The organism is Luteimonas salinisoli (assembly GCF_013425525.1).
Classification (GTDB): domain Bacteria; phylum Pseudomonadota; class Gammaproteobacteria; order Xanthomonadales; family Xanthomonadaceae; genus Luteimonas; species Luteimonas salinisoli.
The window spans coordinates 59,547-83,447 of the sequence record NZ_JACCKA010000017.1; the positions used below are offsets into that span (position 1 = coordinate 59,547).

Annotated in this window: 22 protein-coding genes and 1 tRNA gene; 16 read left to right on the plus strand and 7 right to left on the minus strand. The window is 71.8% G+C overall.

All coding sequences use genetic code 11. The features are described from left to right. Positions 1–57: 57 nt before the first annotated feature. The 3 genes from H0E84_RS02200 to H0E84_RS02210 all read left to right on the plus strand — a co-directional run bounded on the left by H0E84_RS02200 (position 58) and on the right by H0E84_RS02210 (position 940). Positions 58–133, plus strand: a tRNA-Thr gene (locus H0E84_RS02200). A 52-nt stretch (positions 134–185) separates the two neighbouring features. Further along, on the plus strand, positions 186–446 hold the full coding sequence (locus H0E84_RS02205) for a hypothetical protein (protein ID WP_180676988.1): 261 nt from the start codon (positions 186–188) through the stop codon (positions 444–446). A 164-nt stretch (positions 447–610) separates the two neighbouring features. Beyond that, positions 611–940: a hypothetical protein gene (locus H0E84_RS02210; protein ID WP_180676989.1), complete on the plus strand. Its 330-nt coding sequence runs from the start codon at positions 611–613 to the stop codon at positions 938–940. An 11-nt stretch (positions 941–951) separates the two neighbouring features. On the opposite strand, the gene H0E84_RS02215 is transcribed toward H0E84_RS02210, so the two are convergent. Both H0E84_RS02215 and H0E84_RS02220 read right to left on the minus strand, forming a co-directional pair. After that, the gene (locus H0E84_RS02215; RefSeq protein WP_180676990.1) at positions 952–1,371 is read right to left on the minus strand and encodes a VOC family protein; all 420 of its coding nucleotides are present in this window, start codon (positions 1,369–1,371) and stop codon (positions 952–954) included. Between the two features lie 104 nt (positions 1,372–1,475). Next, positions 1,476–2,411, minus strand: a complete 936-nt coding sequence (locus tag H0E84_RS02220) for an AraC family transcriptional regulator (RefSeq protein WP_219339556.1) — start codon at positions 2,409–2,411, stop codon at positions 1,476–1,478. An 86-nt stretch (positions 2,412–2,497) separates the two neighbouring features. On the opposite strand from H0E84_RS02220, the gene radA reads away from it, so the two are divergent. After that, positions 2,498–3,877 (plus strand): DNA repair protein RadA, encoded by a 1,380-nt coding sequence (gene radA / locus H0E84_RS02225; protein WP_180676992.1) that lies wholly within the window; start codon positions 2,498–2,500, stop codon positions 3,875–3,877. A gap of 321 nt (positions 3,878–4,198) precedes the next feature. Here radA and H0E84_RS02230 read toward each other — a convergent pair whose 3' ends face one another. Next, entirely contained in the window at positions 4,199–5,092 is an 894-nt protein-coding gene (locus tag H0E84_RS02230) for an SMP-30/gluconolactonase/LRE family protein (RefSeq protein ID WP_180676993.1), read from the minus strand. A 176-nt stretch (positions 5,093–5,268) separates the two neighbouring features. Here H0E84_RS02230 and H0E84_RS02235 point away from each other — a divergent pair, with 176 nt between their 5' ends. Then, complete coding sequence (locus H0E84_RS02235) at positions 5,269–6,078, plus strand: SDR family NAD(P)-dependent oxidoreductase (RefSeq protein WP_180676994.1); 810 nt, start codon at positions 5,269–5,271, stop codon at positions 6,076–6,078. 81 nt (positions 6,079–6,159) lie between these two features. Here H0E84_RS02235 and H0E84_RS02240 read toward each other — a convergent pair whose 3' ends face one another. Continuing rightward, positions 6,160–6,948, minus strand: coding sequence for a cytochrome C assembly family protein (locus tag H0E84_RS02240; RefSeq protein ID WP_180676995.1), 789 nt, complete (start codon positions 6,946–6,948; stop codon positions 6,160–6,162). A 219-nt stretch (positions 6,949–7,167) separates the two neighbouring features. Between H0E84_RS02240 and ffh the strand changes: the two genes are divergently transcribed. The 11 genes from ffh to H0E84_RS02295 all read left to right on the plus strand — a co-directional run bounded on the left by ffh (position 7,168) and on the right by H0E84_RS02295 (position 15,181). Continuing rightward, positions 7,168–8,538 carry a signal recognition particle protein gene (gene ffh, locus H0E84_RS02245; RefSeq protein ID WP_180676996.1) on the plus strand — a complete coding sequence of 457 codons (1,371 nt, stop codon included), beginning with the start codon at positions 7,168–7,170 and terminating at the stop codon, positions 8,536–8,538. Positions 8,539–8,557: 19 nt separating this feature from the next. After that, entirely contained in the window at positions 8,558–9,358 is an 801-nt protein-coding gene (locus H0E84_RS02250; protein ID WP_180676997.1) for an aminotransferase class IV, read from the plus strand. 146 nt (positions 9,359–9,504) lie between these two features. After that, entirely contained in the window at positions 9,505–10,626 is a 1,122-nt protein-coding gene (locus H0E84_RS02255) for a YjgN family protein (RefSeq protein WP_180676998.1), read from the plus strand. A gap of 5 nt (positions 10,627–10,631) precedes the next feature. Continuing rightward, entirely contained in the window at positions 10,632–11,663 is a 1,032-nt protein-coding gene (locus tag H0E84_RS02260; protein ID WP_425600450.1) for a M48 family metallopeptidase, read from the plus strand. Between the two features lie 95 nt (positions 11,664–11,758). Beyond that, positions 11,759–12,025: a 30S ribosomal protein S16 gene (gene rpsP / locus H0E84_RS02265; RefSeq protein ID WP_180677000.1), complete on the plus strand. Its 267-nt coding sequence runs from the start codon at positions 11,759–11,761 to the stop codon at positions 12,023–12,025. A gap of 37 nt (positions 12,026–12,062) precedes the next feature. Further along, positions 12,063–12,578 carry a ribosome maturation factor RimM gene (gene rimM / locus H0E84_RS02270; RefSeq protein WP_180677001.1) on the plus strand — a complete coding sequence of 172 codons (516 nt, stop codon included), beginning with the start codon at positions 12,063–12,065 and terminating at the stop codon, positions 12,576–12,578. Positions 12,579–12,788: 210 nt separating this feature from the next. Then, positions 12,789–13,562, plus strand: coding sequence for a tRNA (guanosine(37)-N1)-methyltransferase TrmD (gene trmD, locus H0E84_RS02275; RefSeq protein WP_180677002.1), 774 nt, complete (start codon positions 12,789–12,791; stop codon positions 13,560–13,562). Positions 13,563–13,676: 114 nt separating this feature from the next. Further along, entirely contained in the window at positions 13,677–14,135 is a 459-nt protein-coding gene (gene rplS, locus H0E84_RS02280; protein ID WP_180677003.1) for a 50S ribosomal protein L19, read from the plus strand. Positions 14,136–14,291: 156 nt separating this feature from the next. Then, positions 14,292–14,558 carry a hypothetical protein gene (locus tag H0E84_RS02285; RefSeq protein WP_180677004.1) on the plus strand — a complete coding sequence of 89 codons (267 nt, stop codon included), beginning with the start codon at positions 14,292–14,294 and terminating at the stop codon, positions 14,556–14,558. Between the two features lie 57 nt (positions 14,559–14,615). Beyond that, complete coding sequence (locus H0E84_RS02290; protein WP_180677005.1) at positions 14,616–14,786, plus strand: hypothetical protein; 171 nt, start codon at positions 14,616–14,618, stop codon at positions 14,784–14,786. After that, a complete protein-coding gene (locus tag H0E84_RS02295) occupies positions 14,783–15,181 on the plus strand; it encodes an RNA-binding S4 domain-containing protein (RefSeq protein WP_180677006.1) in 399 nt (132 codons plus the stop codon). The genes H0E84_RS02290 and H0E84_RS02295 overlap by 4 nt, the downstream gene beginning before the upstream one ends. Positions 15,182–15,445: 264 nt before the next feature. On the opposite strand, the gene katG is transcribed toward H0E84_RS02295, so the two are convergent. The 3 genes from katG to mutS all read right to left on the minus strand — a co-directional run bounded on the left by katG (position 15,446) and on the right by mutS (position 23,875). Beyond that, on the minus strand, positions 15,446–17,704 hold the full coding sequence (katG, locus tag H0E84_RS02300; RefSeq protein WP_180677007.1) for a catalase/peroxidase HPI: 2,259 nt from the start codon (positions 17,702–17,704) through the stop codon (positions 15,446–15,448). Positions 17,705–17,915: 211 nt separating this feature from the next. Continuing rightward, the gene (locus H0E84_RS02305; RefSeq protein WP_180677008.1) at positions 17,916–21,215 is read right to left on the minus strand and encodes an AAA family ATPase; all 3,300 of its coding nucleotides are present in this window, start codon (positions 21,213–21,215) and stop codon (positions 17,916–17,918) included. Positions 21,216–21,265: 50 nt separating this feature from the next. Continuing rightward, positions 21,266–23,875: a DNA mismatch repair protein MutS gene (mutS, locus tag H0E84_RS02310; RefSeq protein WP_180677009.1), complete on the minus strand. Its 2,610-nt coding sequence runs from the start codon at positions 23,873–23,875 to the stop codon at positions 21,266–21,268. Positions 23,876–23,901 lie beyond the last annotated feature (26 nt).

Below are 23,901 nucleotides of genomic sequence, written 5' to 3' on the forward strand. Positions count from 1 at the left end.
GCGCCTCCCCGGGACTCTGCCGCAGCGCCGCTGCGACGGGCTCTCCGGGGCCCACATGCCGGAATAGCTCAGTTGGTAGAGCGGCGCATTCGTAATGCGTAGGTCGTAGGTTCGAATCCTATTTCCGGCACCAGATCCTGACCGACGGCCGCCGCCGGTGGCCCGAGGCGTGCGAGGTGATGCAGTTGGAACCGATTGCGCTCGAAGACCTCGCCCTGCTCGAAGTGCTGGTCCGCATCGACCAGCGCGCCGACCTGGTCGAAGGCGACACCGAAATCGTCAAGCGCCTGGTCGAAAGCGGCCTGGCGGAGAACGGCGACGGCGAACTCACCCTGACCGTGGCCGGCGTGGAGATGTGCAAGTCGCTGCAGCATCGCGCCGCCGCCGACTCCCAGGCCGAGCGCATCCGCAGGGAGCGCAGCGGCGCCAGCGACGCCGCGGCCTGAGCGACGCGCCCGCGCTGCATCCCGCCGCCGGTTCGCGCGCGGAACGGTCGCCGCACCGGCTCCCTTGCCGGTGTTCCCGCGCCCTGCCGATCCGGCGGCTCGCCGTTTCGCGGGTTCATCGATCGGACATCCCCGTTTCATCGGATGTACGCGCGAGCGCGGGCATGCTGCAGTTCCCCTCGGCGCTTCCCGACGGCATGAACCGCTATCGCATCGACATCTTCCTGGCCGCCGACGGCCACGGCTACGTGATCGCACCGGCCGGCGCCGCCCTGGCGCCGGAACTGGTGCGTGCGCTGGGCGGCCTGCACCATGGATGGACCCAGGACGTCGGCGCCGCCGCAACCCTGCCGGGATGGCGCGCGGTGCGCGACGACATCGACGCCTGCGGCTACAGCATCCTTGCCGAGACGGATTTCGCCAGGCTGCTGCTGGCGCCGCGCCTGCAGACGCCGAAGGTGGTGCCTGCCGCGCGGCGGACCGAAGCGGCCTGAGCCGTCGCCGGCTATCGCGCCGGCATGTACGGATCCCAGAACCCCGCCGCAGGTTCGGTCTGTTCGACCACGTCGACCCACATGCCCGAGGGGTCGCGCACGCCGAAGCGTCGCTGGCCCCAGGGCTCGTCGGCCAGCGCGTAGGCGATCGAAGCGCCGGAGCGCTGCAGCCGCTCGAACTCGGCCGCGGCGTCGGCGACCTGCAGGGTCAGGAACATGCCTTCGCCGTTGAAGCGTTCCGGCCCGGGCGGAGTGGAAGGATGGTCGGGCGTCATGAAAGCGATGGCGGCCGGATGCTCGCTGGTGGATTGCAGGTAGGTGAACCAGGTCGATTCGAACGCCACGGCGAAGCCGAAGTGCCGGACGTAGAAGTCGCGGCACTCGGCCATGCGCTCGGTGACGATGACGGGATAAGCCGATTGCAGGAGCATGGCGGGGGTTTCCTGTGCAAGGACGGGCGAAGGGCCGGATTCGGCGAAGGCGTGCGGCGCCGGCGAACCGGCGATCGGGAGCAGCAGGGCGAACACGATCGCCCTCACGGCGCGGCGTCCCCGCGCAGCGGCAGGCGGATCGCCGTCCGCCATTCGGCCGGCGGCAGCGACTGCGGATCGTTCAGGTATTCCTCGACCACGGGCGCGTCGGCGGCCTCCTCGCCGCTGGCCGGGAGCCATTCGCCGAACAGCCAGCGGTACGGCCGTTCCAGTTCGGCGTAGGGACCGACGAACTCGACCGCGGCGTAGCGGCCGCCGGCGATGGTGCGGCGTTCGAACTCGCCGTCGCCGGCGAAGGTCTCCTCGACCTGGATGCAGGCGTCTGCGACCAGTTCGCTGGCCGGCTTGCTTTCGGGGTCGTCGTAATAGAGTCCGAATGAGCGCGCCTGCACCGGATCCAGGCCGCGGCCTGCGGCCCAGGCGCCCAGGCGGCCGAAGGCCTGCCCGATGTCGTGGTAGGGGCCGTGGTGGCGCAGCGCCGCGACGGCGATGGCCGGCTGCCGTTCGATCTTCGCCTCGTACATGGGCGTGTCCTCCTGATTTGCGAAGGGGCAGGGCGGCGGCTGTGCGCTGCCCTGGCGCCGGCGGAACTCCCCGGGCGGCAGGCCGTAGGCCAGGGCGAAGGCCCGCCCGAACGCGGCGCTGCTGCCGTAGCCGCAGCGACGGGCGACCGCATCCAGCGTGAGCGAGCCGTGCAGCAGTTCGACCGCGGCGCGGTGCAGGCGCAGGCGCCGCAGCGTCTCGGCCACGGTCTCGCCCATCATTCCGCGGTAGATGCGGTGGAAGTGGTGCGGTGAGAAGTGGCCGACCGCCGCCAGCCGATCCAGCGTCAACGGCTGGTCCAGCCGGTCGGACAGGTACGCGACCACCTTGTCGATGCGGGCGGCGTACTGGCTGCGGGTGGCGGGGCGTTGCATCGGGGCGATTCCGTCGTGGCGCAGGTGCAGGGTGCCGGGACGCGATTGATCCAGGTTGCGCATTGTTTCGCGGGGAGGGCGCGTCTCCGTCGCTGAGACGCGCTCGGGTATCCTGCAGGTCCGGAAGCGAATGCGAAAGCGGCGGGAAAATGGGCAAGGCCAAGACCGCCTACGTCTGCGGCGAATGCGGCGCCGAGTACAGCAAGTGGCAGGGCCAGTGCGGCGAATGCGGCGCGTGGAATGCGCTGTCGCAGGTCGTGCTGGAGCCGGCCGCGGCCGCGCCGGCCGCCGCGCGGCGCTCGGGCTGGGCCGGCAAGCTCGATGCGCCGAAGATCACCGCGCTCAAGGACGTGCGCAGCAGCGAGGAGGTGCGCGTGTCCACCGGCATCGGCGAGCTGGACCGGGTGCTCGGCGGCGGCCTGGTGGAGGGCGCGGTGGTGCTGGTCGGCGGCGATCCCGGCATCGGCAAGTCGACCCTGCTGCTGCAGGCGGTGGCGCGGATGGCGGCGACGCTGCCGAGCCTGTACGTGACCGGCGAGGAATCCCTGGCGCAGGTGGCGGGGCGCGCGGCGCGCCTGGACCTGCCGCTCGACGGCCTGCAGGCGCTGGCCGAAACCGGCGTCGAAGCCATTCTGCAGCACGCCGCGGCGGCGCGGCCGCGGCTGATCGTCGCCGATTCGGTGCAGACCCTGTGGACCGAGTCGCTGACCGCCGCGCCCGGCTCGGTCAGCCAGGTGCGCGAAAGCGCCGCGCGCCTGGTGCGCTACGCCAAGGAGACCGGTACCGCGGTGTTCCTGGTCGGCCACGTCACCAAGGAGGGCGGCATCGCCGGGCCGCGCGTGCTCGAGCACATGGTCGACGCGGTGCTGTATTTCGAGGGCGAGAGCGGCAGCCGCTTCCGGGTGCTGCGCGCGTTCAAGAATCGCTTCGGCGCGGTCAACGAACTCGGCGTATTCGCGATGGGCGACAAGGGCCTGAAGGAGGTGCCGAACCCGTCGGCGATCTTCCTGTCCGGCGGCAGCACGCCGCAGCCGGGCAGCTGCGTGATGGTCACCCGCGAGGGCACCCGCCCGCTGCTGGTCGAGGTGCAGGCGCTGGTGGACTCCTCGCCCCTTTCCAACCCGAGGCGGGTCGCGGTGGGCCTGGAGCAGAACCGCCTGGCGATGCTGCTGGCGGTGCTGCACCGGCACGGCGGCATCGTCGTCGGCGACCAGGACGTGTTCGTCAACGTAGTCGGCGGCATCCGCGTGCAGGAGACCGCCGCCGACCTGCCGGTGCTGCTGGCGGTGCTGTCGTCGCTGCAGGACCGGCCGCTGCCGGAGAAGACCGTGGCCTTCGGCGAGGTCGGCCTGTCCGGCGAGATCCGCCCGGTGCCCAACGGCGAGGAACGCCTGCGCGAAGCCGCCACCCACGGCTTCAGGCGCGCGGTGGTGCCCAAGGCCAACGCGCCGAAGTCCGGGAGCTTCAAGGGCCTGGAAGTGATCGCCGTGGAGCGCCTCTCCCAGGCCCTGGAACACGCCGGCCCTTAGGAGCGGTCCCTGGCCGCGAAAGCCGCGGGCGGCTCCGGTCCGTCCGGCGGTGACCCAGGCACAGCCGCCCGCGTCGGCCATCGCGTGCATGGCACGCTCCCACGAGCCGCGCCGCCAACCGCGCGAGCATCGGTGTCCCGTAGGAGCGGCCCATGGCCGCGAAAGCCCGCGACGTCGGCCGTCTTGCGAAGCCACGAAACCGGCGATTTACGTGTACTGGCGTACGCGAGCATGGCGCGCCCCCGCGGGTAGGCAGCGCCCCTCCCATGCCGGCGATGACGCAATCGCCGCCGACATCGCGGAAGCGCCAAGCGCCGCCGGTCAGCCGCCGAAGCGCGCGGCGGCCAGGCCCGTCGCGTCGGTCTCCACCGCGAACAGCGCGCCCGCCAGCGGCTCGCGCGCGAGCCGCCCGGCATCCAGCCCGGTACGCGCGCTGGTGACGTAGAGCGTGCGCAGCTCGGGGCCGCCGAAAGCGCAGCTGGTGACGTGGCTGGCCGGCACCCGGATCCGCGCGAGTTCGCGGCCGTCCGGCGCATGGCAGCTGACGCAGGCGCCGCCCCAGCGCGCGATCCAGACGCGACCCTCGCGGTCGGTGGTCATGCCGTCCGGTGCGCCGTCGTCCGCGCCCTGCTGCAGCCACGGGCGGCGCTCGCCGAGCGTGCCGCGCTCGGGATCGAAGTCGAACGCCCAGGTGCGGCCGAGACCGGTCTCGTTGAAGTACATGGTGCGCTGGTCGGGCGACCAGGCAGGGCCGTTGGCGATCAGCACGCCGTCGAGCTGGCGGCTGCAGCCCCCGCCGGGATCGAACCGGTACAGCCCCCCGGTGGGCTCGGTGCAGGCGAAATCGGTGGTCCCGGCCCAGAAGCGGCCGCGCGCGTCGCACTTGCCGTCGTTGAAGCGATTGCCGTCGCGGTCCGGTTCGGGCCGGTGCAGGCGCTGCAGGCGGCCGTCGGCGGGATCGAAGAACGCGAAGTCGCGGCGCAGCGTCACCAGCAGTCCCGGCGCGTGCTCGCGCTCGGCGATCGCCGAGATCTCCTCGCCGAAGCGCCAGCTGTCGCGGCGCTCCCCGGCAGGCGCATAGCGGTGCAGGGCGCGGCCGAGGATGTCGACGAAGTACAGCGCCTGTTCGCGCACCGACCACAGCGCACCCTCGCCGAGTTCGGCCCCGGCCGGCCAGACGCAGCGGGCTTCGCCCGTGGGGCTGGGTGTCTGCATGGGTGAATGCTCCCTTTCGTCATATGGTCGGGTCCGCGCGCGGTGCGGCGGGGCCCGATTGTGGACCAGCCGGTCGCCGCCGGCGACCGCGATGCCGCCGCCGTGGCGGCGGTGCGCTTTCAACTTCGCCGTCGATGCTCCACCATCCCCGGGGCCCCGCACCAGGACGATCCCGCATGAGCGATGCCGCAGCCAGGCCGAAGGCATCCGCGACCGACGCGCCTGCCGAATCGACGTATCCCAGCCTGCACGGCCGCCGCGTGTTCGTGACCGGTGGGGGGAGCGGCATCGGCGCGGCGCTGGTCGAGGCCTTCGCGCGACAGGGCGCGCGGGTGGCCTTCGTCGACATCGAGGCCGGGCACAGCGATGCCCTCTGCGAGCGCATCGCGCAGACCGGACTGCCGCGGCCGTGGTGGCGCCGGTGCGACGTGATCGACGTGCCCGCGCTGCAGGCGGCGGTGCGGGACGCCGCGGCCGAACTCGGCGACTTCCACGTGCTGGTCAACAACGTCGGCAGCGACGATCGCCATGCCCTCGACGAGGTCACCCCCGAGTACTGGGACCGGCGCGTGGCGATCAACCAGCGTGCCGCCTTCTTCGCCGTGCAGGCCGTGGTGCCCGGCATGAGACGCCTGGGCGCCGGCTCGATCGTCAACATCGGGTCGACCGGGTGGCACAACAAGACCCCAGGCTATCCGGTGTACTCGGCGGCCAAGGCGTCGGTGAACGGCATGACCCGCGGCCTGGCCCGCGAACTCGGCGCCGACCGCATCCGCATCAACACCGTCGCCCCCGGCTGGGTCATGACGCAGCGCCAGATCGAACTCTGGCTGGACGAGGCGGGCGAACGCGAACTGCAGCGGAACCAGTGCCTGCCCGACCGGCTGGCGCCGGCGGACGTCGCGCGGATGGTGCTGTTCCTCGCGTCCGACGACGCCCGCGCCTGCACGGCACAGGAGTTCGTGGTCGACGCAGGCTGGAGCTGAACGGGCCCGGTCCCCACAGGCGGCCGGATGGCTCGGGCAGGCGGCCGCCGGGCCGGCGAGCCCCGGCGGACCACGCTCGGATCACGCCCGCTGGAGCACCAGCTCGAGCACGAACTTACTGCCGAAGAAGGCCAGCACCAGCAGCGCCATCGCCGTCAGGGTCCAGGCGATCGCGCGGTTGCCGCGCCAGCCGTAGCGCCAGCGCCCCACCAGCAGCGCGCCGAACACCAGCCAGGACAGCACGCTGAGCAGGGTCTTGTGGATCAGGTGCTGGGCGAACAGGTCGTGCACGAACAGCGTGCCGGTCAGCAGCGTGGCGCTGAGCAGCACGAAGCCCACCGCGATGGTGCGGAACAGCAGCGACTCGAGTTCGGTCAGCGGCGGCAGCGCATGCAGCCAGCGGTGGAACTCGCGCCGGCGCAGCGCGCGCTCCTGCGCCCACAGCAGCAGCGCCAGCAGGGCCGCCACCGCGAGAGTGGCGTAGGCGAGCAGCGCGAACCAGGCATGCAGTTGCAGGCGCCAGTCGAGCCCTTCGGCGCCGGCGGTGCCGGTGCCGGCATGGATGGCGAGGGTGGCCGCGGCGATCGGGAACACCAGCACCCCCAACGCCGCGGTATGGCCGCGGCTGGCGTAGAGCAGGGTCAGCGCCGCCATGCCCAGGCCCACCAGCGACAGCGCCGCGAAGAAATGCAGGTCGGCCCCGCCGATGGCATGCCAGCCTTGCAGGTGCGCGAACGCGTGCGCCAGCATCGCCGCGATCGCGGGAACCGCCCAGGTCGCAATGCCGGTGCGGGTGCGTCGCGCGACGCCGCGCACCAGCAGCGCCGTGGCGAGCAGATAGAGCAGGACGGCGATGAGAACGATTGTCATCGCGGCAGTGTCGCACATGCCAGGGCCGCCGACACGGGCCGAAACGCACCGGGGGACGGTGGCGCGCGAGGACTTCGGCGGGCGCCGTGGAGCGCGTCGACGTGCCGGCACGCAGGTGCGGCCGCGCCTCGTCGGCCGCCTGCTCGGTCCCGCCGATCCCCACGGGGCGCCGGGGGCCGCGCGCTATAATCCACGCCCGCCCTTCCGTTGCGACCCCGCATGTTCGAGTCCCTGACCCAGCGCCTGTCCGGCACCATGGAGCGCCTGCGCGGACGCGGCCGCCTGACCGAGGAGAACATCCGCGAGGCCACCCGCGAGGTGCGCATCGCCCTGCTCGAGGCCGACGTGGCGCTGCCGGTGGTGCAGGCCCTGATCGAGCGGATCAAGGTGCGCGCGGTCGGCCAGGAAGTGCTGAAGTCGCTGACCCCGGGCCAGGCGCTGATCAAGGTGGTGCGCGACGAGCTCACCGCGGTGATGGGCGCGCAGGCCACCGAGCTCGACCTCAACGTGCCGGCGCCGGCGGTGATCCTGATGGCCGGCCTGCAGGGCGCGGGCAAGACCACCACGGTCGGCAAGCTGGCCAAGCACCTCAAGGAGCGGCGGAAGAAGAAGGTGATGGTGGTCAGCGCCGACGTCTACCGCCCGGCCGCGATCGAGCAGCTCAGGACCCTGGCCGCGCAGGTCGACGTGCCGTTCTTCGCTTCCGACGCCTCGCAGAAGCCGGTCGACATCGTCCGCGCCGCGATCGACGATGCGCGCCGCTCCTACGTGGACGTGCTGATCGTCGATACCGCCGGCCGCCTCGCCATCGACGAGGCGATGATGGCCGAGATCAAGGCGCTGCACGCCGCGGTCGACCCGGTCGAGACCCTGTTCGTGGTCGATGCGATGACCGGCCAGGACGCCGCCAACACCGCCAAGGCCTTCAGCGAGGCGCTGCCGCTGACCGGCGTGGTGCTGACCAAGACCGACGGCGACGCCCGGGGCGGCGCCGCGTTGAGCGTGCGCTACATCACCGGCCGACCGATCAAGTTCATCGGCACCGGCGAGAAGGTCGACGGGCTGGACGTGTTCCACCCGGACCGCGTCGCCAGCCGCATCCTCGACATGGGCGACGTGCTGTCGCTGGTCGAGCAGGTCGAGCAGCAGGTCGACAAGGACAAGGCGCAGAAGCTCGCCGAGAAGGTCGCCAAGGGCAAGAAGTTCGACCTCAACGACATGCGCGAGCAGCTCGACCAGATGCAGAACATGGGCGGCATCGCCGGCCTGATGGACAAGCTGCCCGGCATCGGCCAGGTGCCCGAGCATATGAAGCAGCAGGTGACCGGCAAGGAAGTGCCGAGGATGATCGCGATCATCAACTCGATGACCAAGAAGGAGCGCCGCAACCCGGCGCTGCTCAACGGATCGCGCCGGGCGCGCATCGCCCGCGGTTCCGGCACCACCCCCGCCGACGTCAATCGCCTGATGAAGCAGTACCTGCAGATGGAAAAGATGATGGGCAAGATGGCCCGCGGCGGCATGAAGGGAATGATGCGCGGGCTGCAGGGAATGATGGGCGGCCGCGGCGGCGGCATGCCGTTCCGCTGAGCGCTTCGCGGCCGTCGCGATGACCACGGCCTGGATCGACGGGCGCCCGGCGCCCGCCGCCGCGCTGCAGGCGCTGGCGCTGACCAACTACGGGCACTTCACCACCATGCAGGTGCGCGCCGGCGCGGTGCGGGGGCTCGACCTGCATCTGGAGCGGTTGCGTGACGCGACCCGCGAACTGTTCGGCCGCGACCTGGATCCCGCACGCCTGCGCGCGGGCTGGCGCGGCGCGCTGGCCGCAGCCGGGGTCGTGGACTGCACCCTGCGCAGTATGGTGTTCGCACCCGGCGCGGATCCGGCGCCGGTCGGGACCGACGATGCTGCCGTGCTGGTGCTCGACGTGGTGTCCGTGGCGCGTGAGCCCGCCGCCGCGGCGCTCCGGGTGCGCAGCTTCGGGTATTGCCGCGCCGCGCCGAACCTCAAGCATCTCGGTACCTTCGCGCTGTTCCATCACCGCCGCCTGGCGCTGCTGGAAGGTCACGATGACGCCCTGTTCGTCGACGCGCAGGGTCGGGTGCTGGAAGGGTCGGTGTGGAACCTGGGCTTCCTCGACGGCGCCGGCGTGGTCTGGCCGGAGGGCCCGGCCCTGCGCGGCGTGACCGAGCGCCTGCTGCAGGCCGGGCTGGCCGAGGCGGGCGTGCCCCAGGCCATCCGCCCGGTCGGCCTGGACCAGGTGGCGGACTTCCGTGGCGCGTTCACCTGCAACTCGCGCGGGGTCCAGACGATCGGCGCGATCGACGGGCTGGAGTTCGCGGCCAGCGGCGATGCGGCGCGGCTCCCCCGCGAGGCGCTGGAGCGGCGCCCGTGGCAGCCGCTGTGAGGCGGCGGCCGGTCCTGCCACACGGGCGCGCGATGGGGTAAGGTTCGGCCTCGCGCCGGCACGGAACCGCCACGGAGCGGTCGGGGCCGGCATGACAGGGAACGCCGCGGCGGCATGCGCGGCAGGGGAAAGGGAAAGGGGGACACATGCTCGACCAGACCACACCGCCGCCTTCGGACGGCGGCGAAGCCGCGACCGCGCCCGCTCCGGCGCCAGAGGATGTGCGCTACCGGCCACGCTTCGACGGCCGTGCCGGCGAGTACTTCGGCATTTGGATCGTCAACCTGTTGCTGTCGATCCTGACCCTGGGCATCTACTCGGCTTGGGCCAAGGTGCGCACCGAGCGGTATTTCTACGGCAATACCAGCATCGCCGGCTCGGCGTTCGAATACCTCGCCGATCCGATCCGCATCCTCAAGGGGCGCCTGGTCGCCTATGCGGTGGTGATCGCGCTCGGGCTGAGCTCCCAGTTCATGCCGGTGCTCTATTTCGTCCTGCTGCTGGCGGTGTTCGCCTGCATGCCGCTGATCGTGTTCATGGCCACGCGGTTCCGGGCGCGCTATTCGGCATGGCGGGGGCTGCGCTTCCACTTCGCGCATACCGGTGGCCAGGCCTATGGGCCGTTCATGGGCTGGCCGGTGCTGTCCGGACTCACGCTCAGCCTGCTTTATCCGTTGATGAAGCGCAGGCAGCACGAGTACATCGTGTCCGGACACCGTTTCGGCAGGAGCGCATTCCACTTCGCGTCCGATGCGGGGCCGTATTACGTGCCCTACGTGATCGCGCTGGTGGCCGCGGTCGGCGGCGGATGCCTGCTGGTGCTGGCCGTCGGGGCGATCATCGCGCTGAGCGGCGCCACCAGCGGCGGGGCCGCGGCGGGCGAGCCGCCCGCGGCCGCGGCCGTGGCTGCGACATCGCTGCTGCTGCTCGCCTACCTGGGGATGTTCGCGGTCATGGTGTACCTGCGGGTTCGCTACACCAACCTGCTGTGGAACAGCACCCGGCTGGGCGGGCATCGGTTCGAGTCGACCCTGAGCGCGCGCCGGGTGATGTGGCTCTACGCCACCAACCTGGTGGCGGTCCTGTGCACGCTCGGGCTGGCGACGCCGTGGGCGATGATCCGGCTGGCGAGGTATCGCGCCGCGTGCTTCGCGGTGGTGGTCAGCGATGGGATCGAGGATTTCCTCGCCGACGTCGACACCGAACGCGGCGCCACCGGCGCGGAACTCTCCGATGCGCTCGATTTCGGCGTGGAGCTCGGGATCTGAGCACGATCGACGGCCAATGGCATGACGGTCGCACCACGCGCGTGCGGCCGGTGAGGTTGGAGCGCGCCGGCACCGACCGGCTGCGGATCGTCGATGTCGCGGACGGGTCGGAAACGTCCTGGCCGATGGACGAAATCGAAGTGGGCGAGCGGCTCGGGGCCACGCCGCGCGTGCTCCGTCGCGATGGCCACGGCCGGATCGAATGCCCCGACTCGCCGCAACTGGCGCAGTGGTTCCCGCGGCCGGCTGGCTGGGTCGAGGCCGTGGCCGACTGGCTCGAGCGCCGACGGTTGGCGATCCTGGCTGCCGCCTCGGTCACCGCATTGCTGGCGTTCGTGTTCCTGCGCGTAGGCGTACCGTGGGTGGCGGAGCGGATCGCCGCGGAAATGCCGCGGGCGGTCGAGGCGGAGATCAGTCGCCAGGCCGTCGCGCTGCTCGAGCGCGCCCATCTGGCGCCCAGTCGGCTGCCGGAGGCGCGACGTCGCGTCCTGCGCCAGCGGTTCGCGCGGCTGGTGGAAGGCGAACCGCGCCACGCCGACATGCGCCTGCACTTCGCCCGCGCCCCGGGTCTGGGCGCCAACGCCCTGGCATTGCCGGACGGCAGGATCTACGTCACCGACGAGCTGGTCGCGCTGGCGGCCGACGACGAGGAGATCCTGGCCGTGCTGGCCCATGAAGCCGGGCACCACGTCCATCGCCACGGCATGCGCCAGGCGATCGAGAGTTCGTCGGTGCTGCTGGTGGTGGGGCTGGCCTTCGGCGATGTGTCGGGCTCGTCGCTGGCGGTGGCCCTGCCCACGGTGCTGCTCAGCAGCGGCTATTCCAGGGGGCACGAGCGCGAGGCCGATGCCTACGCCGTGGCGCTGCTGGAGCGGCGGGGCATCCCCCCGCAGGCCTTCGCCCGGATCATGCGCGGACTTGCCGCCGAGCATGGCGAGTCGGCCGGCGCCATCGGGTATCTGTCCACGCATCCGCCGACCGCGGAGCGGATCAAGGCCGCCGAAGGGGCGCGCCGCGGGCCGGCCGGCCAGGATTGAGATGTGCGGGGGGCGATTCCCCCGGCCATCCCGATGGCGTACAATTCCCGGCTTACCTCGCCGATCTGGCGACTGGGCAACACAGGAAAACCGAGATGGTCAAGATCCGCCTGACCCGTGGCGGCGCCAAGAAGCGTCCGTTCTACCACATCATCGTCACCGACTCGCGCAGCGCGCGCGACGGTCGCAACATCGAGCGCGTGGGTTACTACAACCCCGTCGCCTCCGGTGCCGAGCAGCGCGTGGTGCTGGACACCGCCCGCGTCGACCACTGGGTCGGGCAGGGTGCGCAGATGACCGACAAGGTCCGCAACCTGTACAGGGAAGCGGCGAAGGCGCAGCAGGGCCAGGCCGCGGCCTGAGCCCCGGGCCGCGCCCCGCGCGCGGCCGCCGATGCCCATGAACGACCCCGGACGTCGCATCCTGCTGGGCAGGATCCACGGCGCTTTCGGCGTGCGCGGCGAGCTCAAGCTCGAATCGTTCACCGATCCGCCGGAGCGACTGCTCCAGTACCGGCCGCTGATCCTGCGCGACGCGCGCGGGCAAGAGTGCGAGCTGCCCGGCGTGGCCGGACGGCAGACCGCCAAGGGCATCGTTGCGCGATTGCCCGGCGTTGAGGACCGCGACGCGGCCGAGGCGATGCGCGGCGCCGAGCTGCTGGTCGCGCGTTCGGCCCTGCCGCCGCCGAAGCCCGGCGAGTACTACTGGGTCGACCTGGAAGGGTTGCGCGTGGAAACGCCCGACGGGATTCCGCTGGGCCGCGTAGCCTATCTGTTTTCCACCGGTGCCAACGACGTGCTGGTGGCCCGCGACGACGCGCGCGAGCGCATGATCCCGTTCGTCACCCCGGATTACGTGCGCTCGATCGACTTCGACGCGGGTCTGGTCGTGGCGGACTGGGACCCGGATTTCTAGCCCCGTAGAGCGGAGCTTGCTCCGCTGCGCCGGCTCCGGAGCCCACGGCAGCGGAGCAAGCTCCGCTCTACGGGGTGGGCCGTACCATTTCCGCCTTCCGCCTTCCGCCTTCCGCCTTCCGCCTTCCGCCTCCCGCCTCCCGCCTCCCGCCTCCCGCCTCCCGCCTCCCGCCTCCCGATTCCCGATTCCCGATTCCCGATTCCCGTCCCCATGCGCATCGACATCATCAGCCTGTTCCCCGAGTTCGTCGCCGCCTGCGCGGACTTCGGCGTGGTCGGGCGCGCCCGCGAGCGCGGGCTGCTGTCGATCCACGGCTGGAACCCGCGCGACTTCGCCGAGGGCAACTATCGCCGCGTCGACGACCGCCCGTTCGGCGGGGGCCCGGGCATGGTGATGATGATCGAGCCGTTGCGCGCCGCGATCGCCGCCGCGCGTGCCGCCGATCCGGCGCCGTCGCGGGTCGTCTACCTCAGCCCGCAGGGGCGCCGCCTGGACCAGGCCCTGGTGCGCGAACTGGCCGACCGCGAGCGTCTGCTGCTGCTGTGCGGGCGCTACGAGGGCATCGATGAGCGCCTGATCGCTGCGGAAGTGGACGAGGAGCTGTCGATCGGCGACTACGTCCTGTCCGGCGGCGAACTGCCGGCCGCGGTGGTGATCGATGCGGTGGCGCGGCTGCAGGAGGGCGCCCTCAACGCTGCCGAATCGGCGGCCCAGGACAGCTTCGGGGCCGAGGCCGGCGGCGGGCCAGGGCTGCTGGACTGCCCGCACTACACCCGGCCGGTCAGCCACCCGCTGGGCGAGGTGCCCGAGGTGTTGCTGTCGGGCAACCATGCCGAAATCGCGCGCTGGCGCCGCCGCCAGGCGCTGCTGCGCACCCGCGAGCGCCGGCCCGACCTTCTCGGCCAGGCCGCGCTCTCCGCCGCCGACCACGCCCTGCTGGCCGATCCGGGGGGCGCCCCGGAGGATCCGGCGGACCAGGGCTAACTACTAGCCGCGCAAGGGAAATTGCCGTTACAATACGCGGCTTGCCGTTCCATCCATGCCATGAGCGTGCGTCCACGTGCACCACGCCTACAACGACTCCAACAGGCCAAGACCATGACCACCAAGCCCTCCCTGAACACCCTGCTGCAGGATTTCGAGAAAGAGCAGGTCCAGCGCCAGCTGCCCGATTTCAGCCCCGGCGACACCGTCGTCGTCAACGTCAAGGTGAAGGAAGGCAACCGCGAGCGCGTGCAGGCCTACGAGGGCGTGGTGATCGCCAAGAAGAACGCCGGCCTGAACTCCTCGTTCACCGTGCGCAAGATTTCCCACGGCTTCGGCGTCGAGCGCGTGTTCCAGACCCACAGCGCCACCATCGAAACCGTCGAGGTCAAGCGCCGCGGCGCGGTGCGCGCGGGCAAGCTGTACTACCTGCGCGGCCTGGAGGGCAAGAAGGCGCGCATCAAGGAAGACCTGTCGGCCCGCGCCAAGGCTAAGACCGCCAAGGCCAACGCCGACCTGCGCGAGGCGGCCGCCGCCGCGGCCGCGGCAGCCGCCGCTCCCGCCGCCGAGTAATTCCGGCATCCAGTGTCGGCAGACGGCCGCCCCAGGGCGGCCGTTCGCGTTTCCGGCAGCCGCCCGCGCCGGCTGCAGGAACGTGTTCAGCCCTGGTTGCCCCAGTGAACCCGGGCGCTGGACTAGCATGCATGGATCGATCGAGGGAGAAGGCCGGTGAAGATCCTCAAGTCGCCCGCGGCGCTCCTGCTGGCCGGCGTCGTGCTTGCCGGGTGCGCCAGCGGCGGACGCGACAACGATGCCACGGTACGCCTGACCGACCGGCTGGAGTGCCAGACCAACCAGGCGGTCGAGGACGCGCGCTCCGGCAAGCGCGAGCTCGTGGATCCGCGCTGCAGGCCAGAAGAGACCGCGATCTGGTCCAGCCGGGACGACCGCAGCGGCGAGAAGATCGACTTCCGCCGCCGTTCCAGCGACGACTGAGCCTCGCTCGTGGCGTCGGCGGCTAGCGCAGCTGCCGCTACCGTCGCCATCGCCATCGTGATCCTCGCTGCTACTGCCATTGCCATCGCCATCGCCATTGCTCTCGTCATCGTCATCGTCATCGCCGCGCCCGGGCTCGTCGCCCGGTGCATCGCGGGCGTGGTTGCGGCGCCGGATCGCATCGCGTGGCCTTCGCGTTGGCACGGCGTCCGCCGCGTAGCGACATGACCGCGCCTGGCGATGCCGTCCGTCTCGACCTCTGGCTGTGGGCCGCGCGCTTCTTCCGCACCCGCAGCCTGGCCCGTCAGGCCGTGGACAACGGCAAGGTCGACGTCGGCGGGCAGCGGGCCAAGCCGGCGCGCGCGATCCGCATCGGCGACCGCCTGCGCATCGCGCGCGGCGAGGAGATCTTCGAGATCGAGGTGCTCGGCATCTCCGACACCCGCGGACCTGCCCCCGTCGCCCGGGCCCTGTACGCGGAGAGCGATGAATCGCGGGCCGCGCGCGAGGCGCGGCTGGCGGAACTGCGCGCCGGCCGCGCCGGCTACCGGCCGCCCGAGGGCAAACCCGACAAGCGCGCGCGCCGGCTGATCCGCGCCCTCGGCGACATCGATGCGACGTAGGGCCGACGCCCGGAATCGCGCCGACCCGATCTGAGCGCCCCGCGGCCTTCGCGGCCATGGGCCGCTCCTACAAGGGCGCCACCCGTGATCTGGCCGCGCGTAGGAGCGTGCCATGCACGCGAAAGCCGGCGCGGGGACCGGTGCCCGGAATCACCGCTAGCACGACCGGAGCCCCCCGCGGCCTTCGCGGCCGTGGCCCGCTCCTGCACAAGGCCCGGCCGGCGCTCCTGCGAACGCACGGCCGGCGCTCTTGCGGATCGCGCGTCAGGCGGCGAGGTCGAAACGGTCCAGTTCCATCACCTTGGTCCAGGCCGCGACGAAGTCGTCGACCAGCTTCGCCTGGCCATCGTCGCTGGCGTAGACCTCGGCCAGGGCGCGCAGCACCGAGTTGGCGCCGAACACCAGGTCGACGCGGGTGGCGGTCCATTTCTTCGCGCCGTCGCCGCGGGTGCGGCCTTCGAACAGGTCGCCCGCCTTCGACGTCGCCTTCCACTCCGTGCCCATGTCGAGCAGGTTGCGGAAGAAATCGTTGCTCAGCGCGCCGGGGCGATCGGTGAAGACGCCGTTCGGCGAGCCGTCGTGGTTGGCGCCGAGCACGCGCAGGCCGCCGATCAGGGCGGTCATCTCCGGCGCGGTCAGGGTCAGCAGTTGCGCGCGGTCCACGAGCAGGTGTTCGACCGGCACCGCCGAGGGGCCCTTGCTGTAGTTGCGGAAGCCATCGGCGAACGGCTCCATCACCGAGAAGGATTCGACATCGGTCTGATCCTGGCGCGCATCGGTGCGGCCGGGGCGGAACGGGACGTCGACGTCGAACCCCGCGGCCTTCGCCGCCTGCTCGACGCCGACGCCGCCGGCCAGCACGATCAGGTCGGCCAGCGAAATCTTCCGGCCCTCGCTCGCCTCCAGGTTGAACTCCGCCTGCAGCCGCTCGAGCGCCCCGAGCGCCTTCGCCAGCCGCTCGGGCTGGTTCACCGCCCAGTCCTTCTGCGGGGCGAGGCGGATGCGCGCGCCGTTGGCGCCGCCGCGCTTGTCGCCGCCGCGGAAGGTCGAGGCCGAGGCCCAGGCGGTCGACACCAGCTCGGCTACCGACAGGCCGGAGTCGGCGATCTTCTTCTTCAGCGCGTCGACGTCGGCCGCGTTCACCAGCGGATGGTCGACTGCCGGCAGCGGGTCCTGCCAGACCAGCTCCTCCTTCGGGACTTCCGGGCCCAGGTACCGCGAGCGCGGGCCCATGTCTCGGTGGGTCAGCTTGAACCAGGCGCGGGCGAAGGCGTCGGCGAAGGCCTGCGGGTTCTCCAGGAAGCGCCTGGAGATCGGGCCGTAGACCGGATCGAATCGCAGCGACAGGTCGGTGGTGAGCATGCGCGGGCGGTGCTTCCTGGACGGGTCGTGCGCGTCGGGGATCTCCTCGCCCGCGTCCCTAGCCACCCACTGCTGCGCGCCGGCCGGCGACTTCTCCAGCTCCCATTCGAAACCGAACAGGTTCTCGAAGAACTTGTTGCTCCACAGCGTCGGGGTCTGGGTCCAGGTGACTTCCAGGCCCGAGGTGATGGTGTCGCCGCCCTTGCCGGTGCCGTAGCTGTTGTGCCAGCCCAGGCCCTGCAGCTCGGGATCGGCGGCCTCCGGTTCGGGCCCGACGTTGTCGGCCGGGCCGGCGCCATGGGTCTTGCCGAAGCTGTGGCCGCCGGCGATCAGCGCGACGGTCTCCTCGTCGTCCATGGCCATCCGCCCGAACGTGTCGCGGATGTCCTTCGCGGCGAGCAGCGGATCCGGGTTGCCGTCGGGGCCCTCGGGATTGACGTAGATCAGCCCCATCTGCACCGCGGCCAGCGGGTTCTCGAGCCTGCGGGTATGCACGTCGCCGTCGGCATCGTCGTCGGACACCAGCACGCCTTCGTCGTCCGGCTTGTCCACGCCCTCCGAACCGTGCGCATAACGCACGTCGCCGCCGAGCCAGGTGGTCTCGCGGCCCCAGTACACGTCCTGGTCCGGCTCCCAGGTGTCCTCGCGGCCGCCGCCGAAGCCGAAGGTGCGGAACCCCATCGTCTCCAGCGCCACGTTGCCGGTGAGGATGAGCAGGTCCGCCCAGGAGATCTTCTGGCCGTACTTCTGCTTGATCGGCCACAGCAGCCGCCGCGCCTTGTCGAGGCTGACGTTGTCGGGCCAGCTGTTGAGCGGGGCGAAGCGCTGCTGGCCGCGGCCGCCGCCGCCGCGGCCATCGCCGATGCGATAGGTGCCGGCGCTGTGCCAGGCCATGCGCACGAACAGACCGCCGTAGTGGCCGAAGTCGGCCGGCCACCAGTCCTGGGAATCGGTCATCAGGTCGCGCAGGTCCTTCTTGAGCGCGTGATAGTCGAGCTTGCCGAACGCTTCGGCGTAGTCGAAGCCGTCGCCGAGGGGATTGGAGCGGTTCGAATGCTGGTTCAGCAGGTCGAGCCGGAGCTGCGTCGGCCACCACTCGCGATTGGTGGTGCCGCCGCCGGCGGTGGCGTGGTGGAACGGGCACTTGGCTTCGCTGGACATCGCTGGAGCGCTCCCTGGCTGGGTGGTGCGGGAAATGAACCCACACCCTACGCCCCCATGATGAATAGATGAAATTGAACTAAGTGAAGAAGCGAATAGGCCAGGGCTATTGCTCGCGGATCGGCTGCATCGCGTCGATCGAACCAGGCCAGGTCCGGCCAGGCTCGGGCGACGCCTGAGCCGGGTGGCCGCCGCCGGCGCCGGTCGGATCCTAGCGGATGATGTCGAAATCGCCGGCGAGCACGCGATCCAGCCGGCCACTGCGCCAGCCGCGCCGGGTATCGCGCACCAGCGGCGAAGGCTCGCCGCGGTAGCGGCGGCAGATCGGCGGCGCGGCCGCGGACAAGGGATCTCCCGGCACCGGGTCCGCGCCGCCGGGGCTCATCGGCGTCACCGCCACCTGCACCAGCAGGCGCTCGGTGGCGCCGCGCTCGTCGCTGGCTTCCAGCACGTGCAGGCCGGTCTCCGCCGCGAGCAGGCGGAACGCGCCGAATCCGGAGACCCCGAGCCTCGCACGGCAGCCCCGCGCGTCCTGCTCGACCACCTCGATCTGCATGCCGCGCCGCTCACCCCAGCTCAGGTACATGCCCAGCAGGCGCTGCCACCACTGCCGGATTTCCGAGGCGCGTCGCGAGAGCTCCGCGTCGTTCGCGCTGAGGACGAGTTCGGCATCCTGCGGCCGCCCCTGGGCGAGGTCCTCGATCGCGATCTCCAGCAGGAACAGCAGCTGCGCCAGCCTGGTCGATAGCGTGCCGTCGGCACCGCGCCGCAGCCGTTCGAGCATGCGCGCCGCGCCGCCGAGCGCGCTTTCGATGCGATCGCGGCGTTCGATGCGGTCCAGGATCCGGAACCGGCCGGGGTCGACCCAGAAGCCGCCATCGTTCATCGCCGCGAAGTCCGCGTCGCGGGCCTGGGTCCACGCGGCCGCCGAGAGGCGGGCCGACAGCGCCTCGACGTGCGGTTCCAGGATGGCGGCAGGCAGCGGCGCGTCCTGGGCCGCGTCCGCCAGCGCTCGCAGGTCCGCCGCGGCTGCGAGCGGCTGCGCCCGGGCGGCAGGCGCGTCCGGATCGATGAACTCCACGTCCAGCCGGTCGCCGGCGCCGCGCACGAACAGGAATTGCCCGCCTTCCGGCGCGCGATGTTCCACGATGCTGCGCGCCAGCGGCGCCAGCAGGTGGTCCTCGATCGCGCGGCGCAGCGGCCGTGCGCCCAGGTCCGGGGTGAAGCCGCGGTCGAGCAGGAACTCGATCGCGGAGGGTTCCCACTCCACCGCCCAGTCGCGGCTGCGCAGGCCGCGGCGTTCCAGGGCGCGCGCCAGCTCCTTGTGCAGGATGCCGCGCATCACCGTGCGGTCGAGCGGGCGGAACAGCACCACCCGGTCGAGCCGGTTGAGGAACTCGCGGCGGAACGTTTCGTACAGCGCCTTCTCCACCGCGCTGCGCGAATAGCCGCCGGCGCTGGCGGTGAAGCCGGGTCCGGCGCCGCGGGCGATGGTCGAGCCGACGTTGCTGGTGAGGATGATGATGCTGTGGCGGAAGTCGGCGGTGTTGCCGTGCTGGTCGCCGAGCCGGCCGTCGTCGAACACTTGCAGGAACAGGTCCCAGACGTTGGGATGCGCCTTCTCGAATTCATCCAGCAGCACCACCGAGAAGGGCTGCTCGCGGATCCGCGAGACCAGCGAGCGCGCGCCCTCCTCGCCGCGGCCGCCGGCGATCAGGCGATGGGCCGAATCGGGCGCCTGGAACTCGCTCATGTCCAACCTCAGCAGCCGTTCGTCGCTGCCGAACAGCAGTTCGCCCAGGGTCTTGGCCAGTTCGGTCTTGCCGGTACCGGTGGGGCCGGCGAACAGGAAGACCCCGATCGGGCGCCGGCTGTCGGTCAGGCCGGCCTTGAGCATCGCGATGCGGTCGACGAGGCACTCGATGGCCTCGTCCTGGCCGACGACGCGGCTGCGGAAGAACTCGCGCAGGCCGTCCAGTGAGAGGCGCTGGCGCTGGTCGATCACCTCCATCGGCATGCCGCTGCGTTGGCCCACGGCGAGCAGGAGCGTGTTGCCGTCGATCGGCAGGGCGGGCGGCTCGTGTTGGCGCGCGAGCGCCAGCGCGTCGTCGAGCAGGCGCAGGCTGCGGCCGGGTTCGTACTGGTCCGGGAAGTACTGCGCGGCGATGCGCAGCGCTTCGGCCAGGGCGCCGGCCTCGATCGCGTCCTGACCGCAGAGTTCGCGCGCCGCCCGCGCCCACTGGGCGGCGATGTCCGCCAGCGCGGTCTCGCCAGCGGCCACCAACGGGTGCACGTCGAACAGCCGCGCCACCGCAGGGCGAGCGAGCAACAGGCGCGCATGCTGCTGCGGCGTGAGCTCGCCGACCAACAGCAGCTCGCCGCGCTCGATCGCCGGCAGCAATAGGTCCAGGATGCCGCGCGGGTCGTTGGAATGGCTGCCCTTGTGCAGCAGATCGAAGAAGTCCGGCACGCGCCACAGCGCGCGCGGCCGCTGCAGCACGCCGAGCATCTCGCGCAGCCGGCCCTCGAGTTCGCCGACGTACTTCTGTCCCGCCAGCACGTCGGCCGCGGACGCTTCGAACACCAGCCAGCCGTCCTCGTGCAGGCGCGTGCACAGCAGGTCCAGCAGGGCGGATTTTCCGACACCGGGCTCGCCGACGAGCAGTTGCGGACGGGGTGCCGGGTCGTTGAATCGCGCGTGAAGCTCGTCGACCGCGTCGCGGAGCGCGTCATGCTCGAACCGGGGCGTCGATGGCGGGCGCGCGCCGAGCCGGCCGATGCCGCCGAGCACGCGCCGCTCGCGCCGCGCGGCCAGCGCGCCGGCGACGGCGTCGATCGATGGTTGCAGGACCGGCTCGCGGAAGCGTTCGAGCGTGGCCTTGATCTCCTCGAGGCGCGGCTCGTCCGCGTCCGCGGGCGCGGACGGCGCCGTTGCGCCAGCGGGCAGCGTCGACGCGCGACGCAGGTAGCGGCGAAGGTCGTCGCGGATGCCGCCGTAGTCCCACCACCATTCGCGTGCGGCCATCGCCACCTCGGGCAGCGTCGACGCATCCGGCAGCGACTGCAGGTACTCGAGCGCGAAGTGCAGGGCGTAGGCGCCCAGTTGCGGGATGGTCGCGACCACTGCGGCCGGGTCGACGTCGCCGCGCTGGCGCAGCGCGGCGCCCGCCATCGAGGGCAGCACGTAGCCCTGGCTGCCGAGGCATTCGACCACTTGGGCGCCACTGTAGCCTGCGCCCGCAAGCAGGCCGACGCCTTCGTTGAAGGTCGCCAGCTGCAGCAGATCGGCGGGGCGCTGGATGGCGTCGTCGTTCGCTTCGATCTCGCGTTTCAGCGCCTGGACCCGGTCCTCGGCGGCGGCGGCCTCGGCCGAAGGCATCGCGGACGTGGCATCTTCGGCTGCGGCCTCGCCCGGCGGCCGGTCGCCATCCGTGGCGCGCGTGCGCCGGGACCAGGCGAACATGGCCAGCGCCCCGGCGGCCACGCCGATGGCGAAGAGCGAAAACTCCATGGATGTTCCCCGCTTTGCCCGCCGGCAAGTCTAGACGAGGCGGCCGCGCCTCAGGACAGGGCCTTGAGCCGGTACAGCGCCTCGAGCGCCTGCTTCGGCGTCAGCTCGTCGGGATCGATCCCGGCCAGCGCGTCCAGCGCCGCCGAGGCCGGCGCGAACAGGCCGATCTGCTGCGGCGCGTCCAGCGCCTGCGGGCGCATCGTCGCGGCCTGGGTTTCGCGGCCGCGCTGCTCGAGCTCGGCCAGGCGGCCGCGGGCGTCGGCCACCACCGCCTTGGGCAGCCCGGCCAGCGCCGCCACCTGCAAGCCGAAGCTGCGGTCGGCCGGGCCGTCCTTCACCGCGTGCATGAACACCAGCGTCTCGGCGCCCGACTGGTCGCGGTGCTCCACCGCGTCCAGGTGCACGTTGGCCACGCCGCTGCCCGGCGCGGCCAGCGCGGTCAGCTCGAAATAGTGGGTGGCGAACAGGGTATAGCTGCGGTTGGCCTGCGCCAGGTGACGCGCGCAGGCTTCGGCCAGGGCCAGGCCGTCGTAGGTGGAGGTGCCGCGGCCGATTTCGTCCATCAGCACCAGCGACTGGTCGGTGGCGTGGTGGAGGATGTAGCTGGTCTCGGCCATCTCGACCATGAAGGTGGACTGCCCCTTCGCCAGGTCGTCGCCGGCGCCGATGCGGGTCAGGATGCGGTCGATCGGCCCGATCGCCGCGCGCGTCGCCGGCACGAAGCTGCCGATGTGCGCCAGCAGCACGATCAGCGCGTTCTGGCGCATGTAGGTGCTCTTGCCGCCCATGTTGGGACCGGTGATCACCAGCATGCGGCGGCCGACGTGGTCGGGGGCGCAGTCGAGCACCAGGTCGTTCGGCTCGAACGGCTCGTCGCGCACCGCCTCCACCACCGGGTGGCGGCCGCGCTCGATGCGCAGCCCCGGGTTGCCGCCCAGCTCCGGCCGCGACCAGTCCAGCGCCTGCGCACGCTCGGCGAACGCGGCCAGCACGTCGAGTTCGCTGAGCGCGCCGGCGCAGCGCCGCAGCGGCTCCAGCCGCGCGCCCAGCGCATCGAGCAGCTGCTCGTACAGCAGCCGCTCGCGGGCCAGCGCGCGCTCGCGGGCCGAGAGCACCTTGTCCTCGAACTGCTTGAGCTCCTCGGTGATGTAGCGTTCGGCGTTGGTCAGGGTCTGGCGCCGGGTGTAGTGCGTCGGCGCCCGGCCGGCCTGCGCCTTGCTGATCTCGATGTAGTAGCCGTGCACGCGGTTGTAGCCGAGCTTGAGCGTGGCGATGCCGCTGGCTTCGCGCTCGCGCGCCTCCAGGTCCACCAGGAACTGGTCGGCATTGCTGCTGAGCGCGCGCAGCTCGTCGAGCTCGGCGTCGTGGCCCTCTGCGAACACGCCGCCGTCGCGCGCCAGCACCGGCGGCTGTTCCACCAACGCGGTGGCCAGCAGGTGCGCTTCGGCGGCGTGTTCGCCGAGACTGTCGGCGAGCGCCTGCAGGCGCGGCGAATCCAGCGGCGCCAGCATCGCGCGCAGCTCCGGCAGCATCGCCAGTCCGTCGCGCAGGGTGGACAGGTCGCGCGGCCGCGCCGAGCGCAGGGCGATGCGCGAGAGGATGCGCTCGAGGTCGCCGAGGCCGCGGAAGCGTTCGCGAAGCGCCGTCTCGGCGCCGTGGTCGATCAGGGTCGCCACCGCGTGGTGGCGCTCGCCCAGCACCGTGCGGTCGCGCAGCGGCCGGTGCAGCCAGCGCCGCAGCAGGCGACCGCCCATCGGGGTGATGGTGCTGTCGAGCACGCCGAGCAGGGTGTTGCGGCTGTCGCCGTCGACGCGGGTATCGAGCTCCAGGTGGCGGCGGGTGGCGGCGTTCATCGCGATCGCGCCGTCGCTGGTCTCCACCGCGATCGAGGTCAGGTGCGGCAGGCGCTGCTTCTGGGTCTCCTCGACGTAGCCGAGCAGCGCGCTGGCGGCGGCGATCGCCAGCGGGCGGTCCTCCAGGCCGAAGCCCGACAGGTCGTGCAGCCCGAAGAACTGCAGCAGCTGGCGGCGCCCGGTGTCGGCGTCGAACAGCCACGGCGCGCGGCGGCGCAGGCCGCTGCGCGCGGTCAGGAACGCCGGCCAGCCCTCCTCGTCGGGCAGCAGCAGCTCGGCCGGCTCCAGCCGCGAGAGCTCGGCCTCGAGCTGGTCGTCGTTGGCCACCTCGTTGACCAGGAAGCGGCCCCCGGCCAGGTCGGCCCAGGCCAGGCCGTAACCTTGCTTCGACCGCGCCAGCGCCAGCAGCAGGGTGTCGCGGCGCTCGTCGAGCAGCGCTTCGTCGGTGACCGTGCCGGGGGTGACGATGCGCACGACCTTGCGCTCGACCAGGCCCTTGCTGGCGGCGGGGTCGCCGATCTGTTCGCAGATCGCCACCGACTCGCCCAGCGCCACCAGCCGCGCCAGGTAGCCCTCGGCGGCGTGGTGCGGCACGCCGGCCATCGGGATCGGCGCGCCGCCCGAGGCGCCGCGCTGGGTGAGGGTAATGTCGAGCAGCCGCGCCGCCTTGCGCGCATCGTCGTAGAACAGCTCGTAGAAGTCCCCCATCCGGAAGAACAGCAACACGTCCGGGTGCTCCGCCTTGGCGGCGAAGAACTGGCGCATCAGCGGGGTGTGTTCGGGCGTCTGGGCGGCGCTGTTGGACATCGGCGGGGCGGCTGGGCGGCGGCGGA

What these genes read in the sequence shown, in the direction of transcription:
- H0E84_RS02305 (WP_180677008.1), bottom strand. Translation starts at nt 21,215, where the DNA reads ATGGAGTTTTCGCTCTTCGCCATCGGCGTGGCCGCCGGGGCGCTGGCC.
- mutS (WP_180677009.1), bottom strand. Translation starts at nt 23,875, where the DNA reads ATGTCCAACAGCGCCGCCCAGACGCCCGAACACACCCCGCTGATGCGC.
- rpsP (WP_180677000.1), top strand. Translation starts at nt 11,759, where the DNA reads ATGGTCAAGATCCGCCTGACCCGTGGCGGCGCCAAGAAGCGTCCGTTC.
- H0E84_RS02250 (WP_180676997.1), top strand. Translation starts at nt 8,558, where the DNA reads ATGACCACGGCCTGGATCGACGGGCGCCCGGCGCCCGCCGCCGCGCTG.
- H0E84_RS02295 (WP_180677006.1), top strand. Translation starts at nt 14,783, where the DNA reads ATGACCGCGCCTGGCGATGCCGTCCGTCTCGACCTCTGGCTGTGGGCC.
- rplS (WP_180677003.1), top strand. Translation starts at nt 13,677, where the DNA reads ATGACCACCAAGCCCTCCCTGAACACCCTGCTGCAGGATTTCGAGAAA.
- H0E84_RS02255 (WP_180676998.1), top strand. Translation starts at nt 9,505, where the DNA reads ATGCTCGACCAGACCACACCGCCGCCTTCGGACGGCGGCGAAGCCGCG.
- H0E84_RS02235 (WP_180676994.1), top strand. Translation starts at nt 5,269, where the DNA reads ATGAGCGATGCCGCAGCCAGGCCGAAGGCATCCGCGACCGACGCGCCT.
- H0E84_RS02210 (WP_180676989.1), top strand. Translation starts at nt 611, where the DNA reads ATGCTGCAGTTCCCCTCGGCGCTTCCCGACGGCATGAACCGCTATCGC.
- rimM (WP_180677001.1), top strand. Translation starts at nt 12,063, where the DNA reads ATGAACGACCCCGGACGTCGCATCCTGCTGGGCAGGATCCACGGCGCT.
- H0E84_RS02215 (WP_180676990.1), bottom strand. Translation starts at nt 1,371, where the DNA reads ATGCTCCTGCAATCGGCTTATCCCGTCATCGTCACCGAGCGCATGGCC.
- H0E84_RS02220 (WP_219339556.1), bottom strand. Translation starts at nt 2,411, where the DNA reads ATGCGCAACCTGGATCAATCGCGTCCCGGCACCCTGCACCTGCGCCAC.
- H0E84_RS02240 (WP_180676995.1), bottom strand. Translation starts at nt 6,948, where the DNA reads ATGACAATCGTTCTCATCGCCGTCCTGCTCTATCTGCTCGCCACGGCG.
- radA (WP_180676992.1), top strand. Translation starts at nt 2,498, where the DNA reads ATGGGCAAGGCCAAGACCGCCTACGTCTGCGGCGAATGCGGCGCCGAG.
- ffh (WP_180676996.1), top strand. Translation starts at nt 7,168, where the DNA reads ATGTTCGAGTCCCTGACCCAGCGCCTGTCCGGCACCATGGAGCGCCTG.
- trmD (WP_180677002.1), top strand. Translation starts at nt 12,789, where the DNA reads ATGCGCATCGACATCATCAGCCTGTTCCCCGAGTTCGTCGCCGCCTGC.
- katG (WP_180677007.1), bottom strand. Translation starts at nt 17,704, where the DNA reads ATGTCCAGCGAAGCCAAGTGCCCGTTCCACCACGCCACCGCCGGCGGC.
- H0E84_RS02230 (WP_180676993.1), bottom strand. Translation starts at nt 5,092, where the DNA reads ATGCAGACACCCAGCCCCACGGGCGAAGCCCGCTGCGTCTGGCCGGCC.